At 72.3% G+C, this 14,066-nt stretch carries 11 protein-coding genes; 4 read left to right on the forward strand and 7 right to left on the reverse strand.

The genetic code is table 11. The annotated features are described in order from the left end of the window. Positions 1-128: 128 nt before the first annotated feature. Together D0D37_RS25475 and D0D37_RS25480 are read right to left on the reverse strand one after the other, a co-directional pair. Positions 129-803 carry a hypothetical protein gene (locus tag D0D37_RS25475; protein ID WP_116203092.1) on the reverse strand — a complete coding sequence of 225 codons (675 nt, stop codon included), beginning with the start codon at positions 801-803 and terminating at the stop codon, positions 129-131. A gap of 20 nt (positions 804-823) precedes the next feature. Beyond that, complete coding sequence (locus tag D0D37_RS25480; RefSeq protein WP_116203093.1) at positions 824-1,168, reverse strand: hypothetical protein; 345 nt, start codon at positions 1,166-1,168, stop codon at positions 824-826. A gap of 161 nt (positions 1,169-1,329) precedes the next feature. Between D0D37_RS25480 and D0D37_RS25485 the strand changes: the two genes are divergently transcribed. Continuing rightward, positions 1,330-3,555 (forward strand): serine/threonine protein kinase, encoded by a 2,226-nt coding sequence (locus D0D37_RS25485; protein ID WP_116203094.1) that lies wholly within the window; start codon positions 1,330-1,332, stop codon positions 3,553-3,555. Between the two features lie 10 nt (positions 3,556-3,565). Here D0D37_RS25485 and D0D37_RS25490 read toward each other — a convergent pair whose 3' ends face one another. Genes D0D37_RS25490 through D0D37_RS25505 form a run of 4 tightly spaced genes read right to left on the reverse strand, consistent with a single transcriptional unit; the run spans position 3,566 to position 9,782 of the window. Next, a complete protein-coding gene (locus D0D37_RS25490; protein WP_167493572.1) occupies positions 3,566-5,683 on the reverse strand; it encodes a transglutaminase TgpA family protein in 2,118 nt (705 codons plus the stop codon). Next, positions 5,680-6,798, reverse strand: coding sequence for a DUF58 domain-containing protein (locus tag D0D37_RS25495; protein WP_116203095.1), 1,119 nt, complete (start codon positions 6,796-6,798; stop codon positions 5,680-5,682). Before D0D37_RS25495 ends, D0D37_RS25490 begins: the two co-directional genes overlap by 4 nt. 3 nt (positions 6,799-6,801) lie before the next feature. Next, positions 6,802-7,755, reverse strand: coding sequence for an AAA family ATPase (locus D0D37_RS25500; RefSeq protein WP_116203096.1), 954 nt, complete (start codon positions 7,753-7,755; stop codon positions 6,802-6,804). An 11-nt stretch (positions 7,756-7,766) separates the two neighbouring features. Then, positions 7,767-9,782: a fibronectin type III domain-containing protein gene (locus tag D0D37_RS25505; RefSeq protein ID WP_244223670.1), complete on the reverse strand. Its 2,016-nt coding sequence runs from the start codon at positions 9,780-9,782 to the stop codon at positions 7,767-7,769. Between the two features lie 152 nt (positions 9,783-9,934). Between D0D37_RS25505 and D0D37_RS25510 the strand changes: the two genes are divergently transcribed. Next, on the forward strand, positions 9,935-11,224 hold the full coding sequence (locus D0D37_RS25510; protein WP_244223671.1) for a type VII secretion protein EccE: 1,290 nt from the start codon (positions 9,935-9,937) through the stop codon (positions 11,222-11,224). A gap of 70 nt (positions 11,225-11,294) precedes the next feature. Here the strand turns inward: D0D37_RS25510 and D0D37_RS25515 are convergent, their stop codons facing one another. After that, positions 11,295-11,564, reverse strand: a complete 270-nt coding sequence (locus tag D0D37_RS25515; RefSeq protein WP_244223672.1) for a hypothetical protein — start codon at positions 11,562-11,564, stop codon at positions 11,295-11,297. A 147-nt stretch (positions 11,565-11,711) separates the two neighbouring features. Here D0D37_RS25515 and D0D37_RS25520 point away from each other — a divergent pair, with 147 nt between their 5' ends. Together D0D37_RS25520 and D0D37_RS25525 are read left to right on the forward strand one after the other, a co-directional pair. Further along, positions 11,712-13,031 (forward strand): hypothetical protein, encoded by a 1,320-nt coding sequence (locus tag D0D37_RS25520; RefSeq protein ID WP_116203098.1) that lies wholly within the window; start codon positions 11,712-11,714, stop codon positions 13,029-13,031. Next, positions 13,028-14,065, forward strand: coding sequence for a hypothetical protein (locus D0D37_RS25525; RefSeq protein ID WP_116203099.1), 1,038 nt, complete (start codon positions 13,028-13,030; stop codon positions 14,063-14,065). The genes D0D37_RS25520 and D0D37_RS25525 overlap by 4 nt, the downstream gene beginning before the upstream one ends. Position 14,066: the final 1 nt, after the last annotated feature.

A 14,066-nucleotide genomic window follows, 5' to 3' on the forward strand; every position in this document is an offset into this window, starting at 1 on the left:
CGCCGCCGCGGGGAGCCGAGGCAGGAACCTGCCGCCGCTCCGGACTTCTCGCTGTATGTCCACAAAGGACTTCCAAACACGGCAATACCCTTGCCCCGTCGGTGTTTCCGGGGCAAGGGCAGGCGCCGTCAGGCACACACTCCGCGAAGGGCGGTTTCGAGCCGGGCGGCGAAGTCCAAGACGGTGTCCGCGCGCAGCTGCCAGCCAGACGAGACCACGCGGTGCAGGGTGCGCACCACCAGGACCGCGCCGTTCGCGCCGGGCGTGATCATCAGCAGGCGATCGACGTCCCAGCTCTGCCGGGCGGTGCCGCTCGGCAGGGTTTTCGTCTGGCCCGCTCGGGTGCTCGACAGGCGGTTGGCGGCTTCGAGCAGATCCGTGTCGGCGTTCAGCCGGTTCGCGACCGCCGGGTCGCCCTCGAACGGGGCGAGTCCCCGGCCGCCGGGTGCGCCGAGCGAAACCCGGACCGGGTTCGGCAGGTGGAGTGGCACCGCGTAGACCAGTGCACCCAGGCCGAGCGCCCGGCGCACCGCGGTGCGGCCGCTCATGACGGCGGCGCGGAGTTCGAACGGTCGGGGCTGCTGAGCGTCGACGTAGACAAAGCAGTCGGTCGGCGCGGGCATGCCGCTGAAGCGTTCGCGCGGCGGCAGAAGACTGCCTGCCGGGACGCCAGTGCTGTTGCCCGGCAAGGTCATCGCCGCCGGAGTGGCGATGAGGCCGAGTTCTTTCTGCACGGTCGCGGCGACGTCGGCGGCGACCGTGGCGGGTTCGGCGCGACGGCCGGTCCACAAGGCGGTGGGCATCGGAATTCCCCCTTCGGTTTTCAGGCCGTGCGCGCGGACCTGCTCAGCTCGTCGAAACGTGCTGACGCGGCCTGCAATTCGGACTGGAAGCGGCCTGGCCGCAATTGCGCGAGTTCCTGCCAGCTGTCCACCGCCGCGCGGGCCTTGGCGAGCGCGTCCTGTCCGCGGGCGGCCAGCGCGTCGCGTTCGGCGTCGAACTGCTGCGCCTGCCGGAGCACGGCCTGCGAGCGGTCCTCGACCGGTGCCGGGGCGGCTGCTTCCGTGCGGGCGACCCGGCGCTTGCGGACGGTCATGCTGAGCCAGCCCACGCCGAAGATGATCAGGCCGGTGAGGATCGGCTTGGCGAGAATGTGCCAGATGTCCATGGAGGTTCCCGTCCGTTCCGGGCGGCGCGGCGCCGCCGAAGCTGTGGTGACGGGATCGAAACTAGGCAGCGGCGGATGAGGTTTCGATGACACGCGCACGCGAGGCAGGAACCTGCCCGGGCATTGCGCCGGACGCGCCCGGACAGGGGAGAATGGCGGTCATGAGCATCGGGGTGGGCGAGGAGCGGCTGCTCGCCGAGGGACCGGTCGCCAAGGTCTACGCGGGCCGGCTGGCGGGCGAGGACGTGGCGGTCAAGGTGTTCGACGGCGTCCTCGACCGCGACACCGCGGCCCGGTTCGACCGGGAACGCAAGGCGCTCGCCGCCGTGCGCGGCGAACGGGCGATCCTGCCCGTCGACGAGGCAGGCGAACTGTCGGGCGGCCGCCTCGGCGTGCGGATGGAGCTGTGCCGGCGGTCGCTGGCGCACCTGCTCGGCGGGCAGTTGCCGGTGAGCGACGTCCTCGCCGTCGGCTGGACGGTCTCGGCCGCACTGGCCGCGGCGCATCAGGTGGGCGTCGTGCACGGCGGCGTCACGCCGCACAACGTGCTGCTGCGCCGTTCGGGCGAACTCGCGCTCGCCGATTTCGGGCTGGCCTTGCGCCGACGGTTCCCGCGCGACCCCCTGCACGCGGTGGACTACGCCGCGCCGGAAACCCTGCGGGACGACGCCCTCTCCGAGGCGAGCGACCTGTACGGCCTCGGTGCCGTGCTCTACACGGCGCTTTCTGGTTCGTCGCCGTTCCCGCGCCACACCGGACAGCAGCGCGCCGAACGGATCCTGCAGGTTTTCCGCGATCCAGTGCCGCCGATCCGGGTGCCCGGTGCGCCGCCCGCACTGGTCGAGCTGATCGGGCGGTTGCTGGCCAAGGACCCCGCGGACCGCCCGCAGGACCCAGCCGCGGTGGCGGAGACGCTGGAGCGGCTGTACCGGACGAGCACCGCCCCGGCCGAGGTGGAATTCGACGATTTCGCGGGGCACGGGCAGCAGGTCGGCTTCGGCGGAATGGCACCGCAGCCGGGCGGGGGTTGGGCTGGTCCCGCGCCGCAACTGGGCGGTTTCGCCGCGCCGCAACAGCAGTTCAGCGGTCCGGGCGGTGCGGTGCGGCAACCCGGCGATTTCGCCGCGCTTCACCACCAGCCCGGTGCTGCAGGCGGCGCGGCGCAGGAACCCAGCGGCTGGCCCGTTCCTGGGCAACAGCCGCCCGGACTCGGCGGTGCGGTGCGGCAACCCGGCTCCGCCCAGCCGCCGAGCAGCTTCGCCGCGCAACAACACCAGCCCGGCACCCCAGGCGGCACGGCTCAGGAACCCAACGGCTTGCCCGACCCCGGCCAACAGCCACCCGGACTCGGCAGCGCGCCACAGCCATCCGGCGACTGGCCAGGCCCCGCCCAGCAACCAAACGGTTCCGCGGTGCCTCAACAGGAACCTGGCGGCACGGCACAGCACCGGCCCGACGGTTGGCGGAACCCCGCCTCCCCACTGCCCGGGATCGGGCACGCACCCCATCAACCGGACAGCGCTCTCACCGGTGCGCCCCAGGAACCCGGTGCCTGGACCGGCCCCGCCCAGCAGCCGGGCAGCTTCGCAGCGCCTCGGCACCAACCCGGCGGTTCGAGCGGCACGACACAGCATCAGCCCGACGCTTGGCAGAACCCCACCGCCCAACTCCCCGGAATCGGCGGCGCACCACCGCAATCCGGAAACTGGTCCGGATCCGCCCAGCAGCCGAACAGTTCCGCCGCATCCCTTCACCAAACCAGCGGTTCGAGCGCAGTTCCTCAGCCCGGTTCCGCCCTGCAGCCGAACAGTTTCACCGCGCCCCGCCAACCCAGCGGTTCAGGCGCGACTCCTCAGTCCGCCAACTCCCCCGACCCAGCCACCGGATCAACCCCCGGCCGAACCCTCCTGCACACCTTCGACGACACCAAAGAACCCCGCCATGGCCGGAAGCTGCCACGATTCGCCTGGTGGCCCGCACTAGCCGCCGGACTGGCCGCCGCCGTCGGGGCATTGATCGCAGTCCCGATGCTGACCGCGAAGCAGGATCCCCGGCCCGCACTCCCGCTGGCGACCGCGCCGTCCTCCGGGCAGCTTCCGCCTGCCGAACGGGCCCCGGCTCCGGACGTGCATCTCGCGCTGGCCGCCCCCACAGACCTCGGCACCCAGATCAAGCTTTCCTGGACCGCCGAGGGGAATCTGGACTTCGCGGTCGTCGTCGGGGCCGAGCGGATCGCGCCGATGGTGCTGGTGGCCAACCGCAACCGGACGATGTCGGTTCCGGTCGACCCGGCTCGCAAGTACTGCTTCCAGATCCGTGCGACCGACGGCAGCCACGTGTACGAGACTCCCCCGGTCCCGATCCGCGGCGCGGTCTGCACGTCCTGACCGCACTGTCCTAAGCAGACCGCCGGAACAACGGCCGGGGATCGAACACCGCACGCACCCGGCTCCGCCAAGGACGGCGGGCCAGTGCCCGGCGCAGTTCCCGGATCTCCATCCACGCGACCCCCACCGCGCTGTCCGACGGCGGGAACCGGGACCACAGCGCCGCGTCCATCACGCCGGACAGTCGCAGCACCGGATCGCGCACCCGCTCCCCCAACGCCGACCCCGCCGATTCCGCCAGGTCCCGGGGCGTCATTCCCGCCCGGTACGCGACCCCGTGTGCGCGCAGCCGGTCTCGGACCTCCGCCCACGCGCCGAAAATCGCGTCTTTGCCCAGACGGCGGCGTCGGCGTCTCGTCCGGAGAAGCTTCGCGAGCGGCACGCCGATCAGTCCACACAGCAGCAACGCGGGCACGACCGCCGCGGCGATCCACCACGGCCAGCTGCCCGCTCCGGAAACGAACGCGGCGGCTTCCGGCCTGCTGTCCGGCGGCGACACCGGCGGCTGGAGCTTTTCCAGCGGCGGCAACTGCGACTGCGCCCGTCCCGCGGCGCCCGCCAGCCCGGACGACTTGGCGGACGTGGTCGCGGACTTCGTCGGGTCCAGCGGCACCCAGCCGACCCCGGCGACCGCGACCTCCGGCCACGCCAGCGCATCTCCGGCGTGCACGACGTGCGCCCCGGCAGTGTCCGAACCGCGATACCCGACCACGAGCCGCGCCGGGATGCCGGTGATCCGGGCCAGCGCCACGTACGCGGCGGCGAACTGTTCGCTCGTCCCCCGTTTCGAGACGGTCAGGAACTGCCGCAGCTGCGGCCAGGAAGCCCCGGTCGGCAGGTCGTCGCCGACCGCGAGCTGGTAGTTCTGCTGGAGAAATCGCTGCAGCTGCAAGGCGGATTGGAACGTCGGGCGCAGGCCGTGCACCGCCGTCCAGGCGAGCCGGGCGACGTCGTCGGGCACTGCGCCGACACCGCCGAGGCCGCCCGGTGCTTGCGCGTCAACCGGTGCGGTGGCCAGGTATTTCGCGTCCGCCTCCGGTGCCGACCAGGTCATCCGGTAATCGGTTTGCCCGCCAGGGGAAGCCGACAGCAGCACGCCCGCGCCGGGATCCACCAGGGGCGCAGCGCCGGTCACGCTGGTCAACTCCGGCTGGCTCGGCAACCACGGCCCGGACAACGGCGGCACGCTCAGCTCCGCCGAGACCTCCGGCGCGCCGGGAACGCCGTCGATCCGGGTGCCGAGCCGGCGCAGTTTCGGTTCGGCCAGCCAGCCCGCGCCGTCGAAACCGGTCAGCACGACCAGCCGCCACCGGTCGACCGGGGCGGTGCTGCGGTAGCTGAACACCGGCCGCGCCGGATCGGCCAGTTGTCCCGCGATCTCGTCGAGCGGGTTGCTGACCGGGCTTTGCGGAGGCGGCACCGGATGTCCGTCAGCGAGCCGGTACGGCTCCCGTCCCGCCGGATCGAGGCCGCCGAACGCGACGGCTCCGGCGGCGATCGCGACCACCAGCGGCAGCACCGCCCACGCGGCCGAAGAGGACGGCCGCCGCAGTCGCAGAGAACCGCCACCGGGCCGCGCCGCCCATAACAGCAGCCCGGCCGGCGCGAGATATGCGACCGCGGCGTACAGCGCCGTGAACCCGGCCAGCGCCTGATAAGCCTGCGCCAGACCCGCCACAGCCAGGCTCGGCAGCAGCGCCACGAGCGGCATTCGCAGGCGCAGCAACAGTTCCAAGCCGAGCACGACAGCCAGCAGCACCGCCAGCGGCACGAACAGCAACTGCCCGGGGTCCGGCCGCGCGGGCCAGGTCGATTGCAGCGTCTGCAGCCAGCTCTCGGTCAGTCCGTGGCTCAATCCCTGAAGCGAGGCTCCCGTGGGCAATCCGGAGACGGTGGTCGAAAACAGCGTGGTCTCAACGATTCCGAGCAATCCGGCGACCAGCACGACCAGCGGACGCCACGCCGTCAGCCCCGGCCAGCGAAGGCACAGCTCGGCACCCCCGTAGCCGAGCACCACGACCACGAGAACCGGCAAGAGCAACGCCGACAACCCGAACACCGGCGCGAACAACAGCCCGGCCACCGCGGTGGAGCCGAGCATTCCGGTCACCGCCAACCGGGCGTTCACCCTTTGCCCCGGGCATTCCACTTCGCCGCCGCGTCCACGGCATCCACCGCGTCGATCGAACCGGCGCGCACACCCGGCTCGCGAACGCCCAGCCGGACCACGGTGTCCGGGCGCCAGCGCAGCGCCGCCCCGAGATCGGCCTCCGGCCCGGTGACCACGACCAGCGCCCCGCCCGGCCGTGCACCGGCCAGCCGCGCCGCGGGCAGCAGCAGCGAATCGCCGTCGTCCTGCGCCACCAGACAGAGTTCGTCCAGCAGCAGGCGAGCCGTCGGAATCCCGCTCCCCACTGGGGTTTCGAGCCCGGACGACGTCAGCAACCGGCAGTGCTGGCCCGCCATCGCGGACGCGTACAGCAGAGACGCCACGACCTCGACCGCTTCCTCGAACACCTCCGGTCGCATCGCGCCCAGCCGGGTGTCGAGCACTGCAGTGAGCCGTGGCTGCGCCGGATCGGCGTAGTCGCGCACCATCAGCCGTCCGGTCCGCGCGCTGGCTTTCCAGTGCAGGTGCCGGACTTCGTCGCCGAGCATGTACTCGCGCACGGCCAGCAGGTCGGCGGAACCGCGCAGCGGCGGATCGGTGATCGGGCCGTCGTGGTGATGGCGCGGGTGCCCCGACGCGGCCGGGCGCATCGGGTTCAGCCGCGGGTGCACCCACAGGCAGGCGGCGGCGCCCAGCGTCCGGTCGGCGCGCGCGAACCCGAACGGATCCGACCGGCGCAGCACCAGCGGCCCGACCTCGAGCCTGCCGCGCACACTGGTCGGAAGCTCGTAGTGGTAGGTCGCCGCGGCACCGGGCGCGAGCGCGCGGACCTGCACTTCGCGGACGTCCGAGCCGACGCAGTCCTGCGCGGCGAACCCGCTGTGCCGTCGCTCGCTTTCGTTGCGCACCGCCAAAGTCGCCAGTGCCGGTCGGCTGCGTTCGATGCGTTCCGGGTGGACCGACCGCGAGACCTCGGCCTTCGGCCGGGCACGGGTGACGAACACCGCGGCGAGCACGGCACCAGCCGTGACCCCGGCAAGGACGCGCAGCAGCGGGTATCCGGCCAGTTCACCAAGCCCGTACCCCAGCACCGCACCGACGAGCGCCGCGATTCCGCGGCGGGTGAGCCGCACGCCTCAGCGCCCGGGCGCGGCCGTCGGAGCGGCAGTGTCGGCGAGCAGTTCGGCCACCACGTCCTCGGCCCGCCGCTGGTTCAATTCGGCGTCGGGTGTCAGCACCACGCGGTGGCACAGCACCGGAAGCGCCACGTCCTTCACGTCGTCCGGAGTCACGAAATCGCGGCCGTGCGTGGCCGCGAGTCCTTGCGCGGCACGGATCAGCGCGATGCTGCCGCGCGGGCTCACGCCGTAGCGCACCGCCGGATGGCTGCGGCTCGCCGCGGCGAGGCGGACCGCGTACGACACGACCTCGGGCGCCAAATACGCCTGCCGCACGCGGGCGATGACCTGCTGCACGTCTTCGATCCGGAGAACGGGCCGCAACTCGTCGGCGGTGACGCCCGCGCAGTCGCCCATCACGACCATCACTTCCGCGTCGTGGCTCGGGTAGCCGACCGACAACCGCATCAGGAACCGGTCCAGCTGCGCCTCGGGCAGCCGGTAGGTGCCTTCCATCTCGATCGGGTTCTGGGTCGCCACCACCAGGAACGGCCGCGGCACCGGCTGGCTGACCGCGTCGACCGTGACCCGGCGCTCGGCCATCGCCTCCAGCAGCGCCGCCTGCGTTTTCGGCGTGCCGCGGTTGATCTCGTCGGCGAGCACCACGTTCGCGAAGATCCCGCCGGGGTGGAACTGGAACTTCTCGGCGTGCTGGTGGTAGACCATCACGCCGAGGATGTCGCCGGGCAGCAGGTCCGGGGTGAACTGGATGCGGTTCCACCGGCCGCCGACGCTGGCCGCGAGGCACCGCGCCAGCGTGGTCTTCCCGACCCCGGGCACGTCCTCGATCAGCAGGTGCCCCTCGGCGAACAGCGCCGCGACCGCCATCCGGACGACGTCCGGATGGCCGCGCAGCACAGTCTGCACGTTGTCGGCGATGAGGTCGTAGGCCGCTTTCGGCGTGAAGCTCACGTTCGCCCTTCTCAGGAGGTGGTCGGAGTGCCGGTCCAGCTGTCGTTCGCCGAACCCGCGGAATTGCGGATCGTCGCCTTGATCGTGATCGCCCCCATCCAGACCACGTTGGAAATCGTGAGCTGAGTGGTGCCGGAACAGGACTTCGCTGGCGAAGTCGCGCCCATGAACGAGGCTTGGCAGGTGGCCGCACCCCCGTTGGAGTCCGCGTCGACCGTCACGATCAGCGCGTTCGTGCTGCGGACGCTCGTGATCTTCACCGACGGCGGGCCGGACGCGACGGTCACCCGCGCCGAACCGGGACTGCCGGTGAGCTGCCCGCCCGAGCCGTACGAGGTGATCGCCCGGACCGTGAAGGTGATGGTGCCGCTCAGGCCCTGGAAGCTGGTCGAGCTCCCGGACACCGACCGGTCGCCCTGTCCGGACGCGCTCACCGCGTAGTGGTCGAGGTCGGCCCCGTGCAGGTCCGGGGTCGTCCAGCTCACCGAGACCGCGCCGTTCGACCCGACGGTCGCGGTGACCTTCGGCGCCTCGGCGGCTCCGCCCGGCACGATCGAGCGGGAACTGGCCGCCGCGCCCCGACCCGCGGAGTTTTCCGCGGCCACGCTGAAGGAATAGGACTGGCCGTTGGTCAATCCGCTCACGGTGACCCGCGACCGCGCACCGTCCACTGTGGTCGATCCGCCGTCCCACGACACGACATACCGGGCCACGCGGGAACCGTTGCTGGGAGCGGACGTCCACATCACCGTGGCCGAACCGGTGCCCGCGGTCGCGCGGACGTTGCGCGGCGAACCCGGCGGGGTCGGCTTCGCGACCGGTGGGGGCGGGTTGTCCCGCTGCGCGGGCGGACCCGGCGGCGCGGGCGGCTGGCTGCTGGGCGTGGTTTCCGGCTGCGGAGGCGGGCTGGGTTTCGGCTGCGTCTTCGCGCTGACGTCCACGTCCGCGGCCACGCCGTCGCCGCCGTCCACGACGACCATGTGCGAGCCGTCGTGGTTGTCGACGTAGATCCGGTGGTCCTGGCCGAGCGACAGCCGCGCTTCGCCGCCGCCCTCGGGCACCGCCTTGCTGCTCTTCAGCGCGCCCTTGCTGTCGTAGGTGCGCACCTCGTGCCGGGCCTGGTCGACCACGGCGACCGTGTGCGACGTCGCGACCGGACCGGCGTAGTGGCCGCCCTTCTCCAGCGGGACCGACACCGGCCGCGCTACCGGACGGCTCTGCAACAGCCCGGCGGCGTCGATCAGGTGCAGCTGGCCGTGATCCGGGTCGACGACGGCGAGCCGCCCGTCGACGTCGTCGCTCGCCACCTGGACGGTCGCGGGCAGCGAAAGCCCGATGTCGGCCGGGTCGCCGAGCCCGTTCGCGCCGACCGAGCGGAGCACGCTGGCCGTCGTGTCGAGCACGACCGGGCGGTCGGCGACGATCGAGAGCGACGCGTCGTGACCCTGCGGCAGTTGCGCGGGGCAGGTCAGGAGCGTGGCGCCGCGCGGGAGGTCGCAGATCGAGCCGTTGTCGATGCGGTGCACCCAAACCGTGCCGTCGGACGTGGTCACCGGCGCGGACAGCGGGCCGCCGGTCGGCGCGGTCGCGGCCGGGTCGCCGAGCCGCGCGATCTGCCCGGCGTTGCGGTACACGAGGTACGGGCCGCCCGCGACCTCCAGCACGACCGGCTCCTCGGCGGCGGGCGGCGCTTTGCTGCTCTCGACGCCGAGCGTCGACTTGCTGAACTCGGTGATCCGCGTCCGGTCGACGACGTAGCCCGAACGGCCGCTCTGCACGACCGGGCTGCCCGCCTCCGCTCCCGGGACCGCCGCCTGGGCGTCGACCTGGCCGGTCGCGCCGTCGACGTGCACCGCCGACTGCGACGAGGTGTTGTAGACCCAGTGCCCGGCCTGCACGAACTGCAGGTCGTCGGGCAGCGAGGCGTGCCCGGTGACGGCGATGCCGACGACCGCCAGGCCGGCGACGAGCACCGCACCGAGCCGGAACAGGGCAGCGCGCCTCGCGCGCGGCGTTTCTGTGGTCACCGGCGGACCGTAACGAGAGCGGCTACAGCCGAGATACATCCGGAACCCATGCCCGGACGCTAGGGCAAGCCGTTGAAATCCTGATTAAACGTGCTGTCACGGAAACCTCAGCTTCTCCCCGCGACCCTGTCCGGGACCTGAGGAGGGCTACCGTGACCTATCCCGGCGAGGCACATCCCGGCCGGCGCGCCAGCGCCCCGGCGCGACCGGCCCTGGAGGCGGCGCCGCTCCCCCGGCCCATCGGCCAGGGCCAGCAGATTCCCGTACCGGCGGATGCCCAGGCCGCGGCCCGCACAGCTGCGCGCGCCGCCTTGACCGCCGCGAGAGCAGCGGCTCCTGCTCCGGTGGCGACCCATGCCCAGCCGTGGCGGCCGATCGTGACGACCCCGCCCCCGACTCCAGCGCTCCTTCCGACAGTTAAGCGACCGCGCCGGTGGGGAGCGCTGCAGATCGCCTGCGCGCAACTGGTGCTCGTGGCGGCGGTCCTGGCGATCGACCGGCCATGGCCGGTGGCGGCCACGATCGGACTCGGCGCCGCGGCGATGCTGGCCCTGGCGGCACTGCGGTACCGCGGACGCTGGGGCTACGAATGGCTGCTCCTGTCCTTGGGCTACGCGCTGCGCGACCGGGACCGCGAACTGGCCGACGCCGACGAGACCGGCCGTGCGCTGCTGCGCGCGCTGTCGCCGGAAGGTTCCGGACACACCGGACAACTCGGCGACGACCCCGTCTTCCTCTTCAGCCGCACGGACGGGATCTCCGCTGTCCTGCGCCCGAATTCGCTCTCGCCAGCTCCGATACCCGGCCCCGAAGCGCTGCTGCCGCCAGCCGAACCGGGCACCGGCTTCGCCGCCCAGGTGCTGTACCACGCGGGTGTCGACCGTCAGCAGCCGCCGAAGATTTGGCTTGCGCTGCAAGCATTGCGCACCGTCGAGCGGTACGAGGACGATGCGGTGCGCCAGGCGCTGGCCAACGCACTGCGGCGCGTACAACGGCGCCTGCGGCGGGACGGCGTGCCGACGACTCCGTTGGGAGAGCCCGAATTCCTCGGCTCGATCGCGTCGCTCGCGCACGTCACCGCGGGCCGCACCCGGATCCGGGAGCAGTGGCGGCTCTGGCACAGCGGCACGGTTTCCCAGACGGCGTTCCGGCTGGACGGCTGGTCCGCCCTCCCGCCCGCGACGACTCCGCGCCTGATCCGCGCTTTGCTGGGCGCGACGTCCCAGACCGCGGTGACGCTCTCCCTGACCGCCCGCCGCTCGGACGGCGTGCCCGAGGTGACAGCCGCCGTGCGCGTCGCTTCCCCGCACGCCGCGGCGGTCGAGCAGGCGGCCCAGGTGCTGACCCGGCTCGCGGCGGAATGGGGCATCCGCCTGACCCGGCTCGAAGGCCGACAGCACGACGGGTTGACCGCGACGTTGCCGCTGGGGTCTGGTTGCTGAGCGGCCTGGCGCGCGGTGCCGAGGTCCGTGAGGGGAACCCTCACGGACTCTGATTCCGTCAGGGTTCCCCTCACGGACCTTCCGGGTCGGTCGGCACGCGGACCGGGACCGTCTGCAGCACCAGCGCCGCCTCCTCGTCCGGCGAGAGCAGTTCGGGCACCGCCTCGGCGGATTCCTTCGGCAGCGGATGCTGGCCGAGGACGGCGGCGGTCGTGACGACCACCGACAGGCCGGAGGCATCGGCGATCTGTTGCCAGGTGAGATCCTTGCGGGTCTTGGCTTCCACCGCTTTCGCGGCCAGCGCCTCGCGGACGGCCGGGTCGAACTGGGTGTGCACCATGGCCGGGAAGTCCTTTCCTCGGATGAGCACCGCGCCGACTCGGCACGCGGTTTCCCTTGTTGCCGACGTCCGGTCGTCGTCGTCGCGATCATCCGGGCGGTGAACCGCCGCGGGCAGGATAAAGTGCGGGCGGAGCGAGGGGGCGTGATGACGGCAGGCCAGGGGCAGTCCCAGTTGCGCTCGGCCGTTCTCGCGGGGGCCTGGCGGCGGATTCCGGGCGTCGAGGTCCTCTCGGCGACCGACGGCGGGCCGCTGACCCGCACGGTCAAGAAGATCGTCGATCCGCTGGTGATCCGCACCGCGGCGCGGCCTCGACTGGGCCGTCCGCTGCTGGATCCGGCCGCCGCGGCGGAAGTGGCCGAGTTGCTGCTCGCCGACTCGGCTCGGCTGCGCGCCACAGCGGCGTGGTTCCCGCACTTGAAGCGGCAACGGCGAGCCCTGCGCATCACGGCGGGAAACGTCCAGGACGTGTGTTTTCCCCTCGCCTACGAACTCGCGACGGCCATCGGCATGCCGGACGCCTCCGCGCCGGAACAGGCTGCGACGGCGTTGCGCGAATGGCACGGCGAGGACAGTGCGTCCGGAGTCGACCAGTTGAGCCGCTACTTGGCAGATCCCCGCCACACCGCGGACTTGACCGCCGAACTGCGCCATCGCTGGGTCACCGCACCGGACGCATCTCCGGCAGCATTCGTCCGACTTCTCGACGCGGTCGCCAATGGCTTCACGGACGCGGCTTGGCAGGCGCTCGCCGACTCCCCCGCCGGACACGCTTTCGGCCTCGCGTTACGCCAACCCGGGGGCACCGCCGCGCTCGCGCGGGCCGTCCGCGAGGTTTCCGGGCTGCCCGCACCGGATCTCGGCCTTCAGCGCGGCGAGCGCACCGCCGTGCCCCCGCTGAGCCAGCGCGACGAGACCGGCGGCGAGCTTCTCGAACGCAGCATCGAACGTCGGATCCGCGCGTCCTTGCGCCGTCTTCCCGCCGCCGAGCAGAATCCCGTCGCGGACCTGGTGGACGAAGAACTCCTCCGGGCGGCCGCCGGATTCGGGCTGGAATTGCCCGTGCTGGCAACATGTTTCGTGCTCGGCGTCGTGCTCGCGCCTGCGCTTCGCCCCCTCGACGGCCCCACGTCCGGCGACATCCCGGAGTTCGCGCAGCGGCTCAACGCCCAGGTCTCGCGGGAGGGCTACGTCCTGTACGCACGCCGGGCGCTGGCCGGTTCGACTCCCCTCACCGCGCAGCCAGACGACGAGATCGTGCGAGAACTGCGCGAGTTCGCCAAGCGATTCCTCGCGAGGTTATGGGCCCGGCTGCACGGCTTCGACGTCAGCGGCGAGGTACCCGCCACCGCAGCCGACATCCGAGACCTCCTGACGGGTGTCGTCCGGTCGACCTCGCTGGACCTGCGGACGAAAGTGCGCCGCGCACTCGTCGCCAACCTGCCGCGATTGGAGGCCGCCTCGTGACGCATCCAGTACACACGCCGGTCATCGCGGCCGACGGGGGTCTCATCCGCTTCACACTGGCTGACCTGCTCAGCGCCCCGGCACCGTCGATGCGGATCGAACTCACCGACGCGAGCGCAGCCGAACCGTGGCTGACCCGGCTCGTCGGCACCGAAGCCAGTTTGACCGCGCTCCGCGACGAGCAGGTCGACGTCCCAGCCCAGCCGGAACTGGCCCGCCTCGCATTCCTGTTGTGGGCGCGCCGCTGGTGGCCCGCCAGCCCGACGCTCGGAATCCCGTCGCTCGACCCGGCCCTGCTCGACTTCGAAGCGGCCGTCGCGACGGCGGCCGTCGAGGACAGCGCCGAAGGCCTGCTCGACGGCTTCGAAGCCAGCCCAGCAGAGCTGTTCGACCAGGCGACCGACTTCGGCTTGTTCGCTGCCGCAGGGCCGGTCGCCGAGGAAGTCCAGCAGCTGTGCACGCAGCTTTCGGCCTGGTTTGACCGCCAGGACGACCTCGAGCGAGCCGAAGCCGCCGCCGATCTCGCGGCTCGGGTGGCCCCTGGTCAGCGTGCGTACGTCTTGGCCGCCGGTGCTGGCCCCACCGCGTCCGGCGAGGGTGTGCTGGCCGAGGGACGCGTCAGCGTCGACTGGGCCCGAGTGCCGCCGGGCGTTCTGGACGCCGCCGAGGACACGGTGGCCTGGCGGATCGTCGCGACCAGGACCGCTGCCCGGCTTGAGGTCGAAGTCGCGGGCGCGCTCGACGACGCGTCCCTCAGCGCAGTCGCGACCCACGACGGCGAGCCTTTCGCCGAAGTCTCGCTGCAACTCGGCAGCGGAGGATTCGCCGGAACGGCAGACCTGGACGAAGGCGGGACCAGGCTCGCGGCAACGCCCGCCGCCCGGATCGGCCTTCTCGTAGGAGTGGCCGACGACGTCAACGGGACCACGCCGGAAGACCGCGCCGAGGTGGTTTCCCTGGTGCGAGCCCGCGAAGCGCTGCCACCCGAAGCCCGGACCTTGGCCGAGCGAGCCGTCGCCGACGAGGAGTTCTGAC

Source organism: Amycolatopsis circi, assembly GCF_003385235.1.
Taxonomy (GTDB): domain Bacteria; phylum Actinomycetota; class Actinomycetes; order Mycobacteriales; family Pseudonocardiaceae; genus Amycolatopsis; species Amycolatopsis circi.

What these genes read in the sequence shown, in the direction of transcription:
- D0D37_RS25475 (WP_116203092.1), bottom strand. Translation starts at nt 803, where the DNA reads ATGCCCACCGCCTTGTGGACCGGCCGTCGCGCCGAACCCGCCACGGTC.
- D0D37_RS25515 (WP_244223672.1), bottom strand. Translation starts at nt 11,564, where the DNA reads ATGGTGCACACCCAGTTCGACCCGGCCGTCCGCGAGGCGCTGGCCGCG.
- D0D37_RS25520 (WP_116203098.1), top strand. Translation starts at nt 11,712, where the DNA reads ATGACGGCAGGCCAGGGGCAGTCCCAGTTGCGCTCGGCCGTTCTCGCG.
- D0D37_RS25485 (WP_116203094.1), top strand. Translation starts at nt 1,330, where the DNA reads ATGAGCATCGGGGTGGGCGAGGAGCGGCTGCTCGCCGAGGGACCGGTC.
- D0D37_RS25480 (WP_116203093.1), bottom strand. Translation starts at nt 1,168, where the DNA reads ATGGACATCTGGCACATTCTCGCCAAGCCGATCCTCACCGGCCTGATC.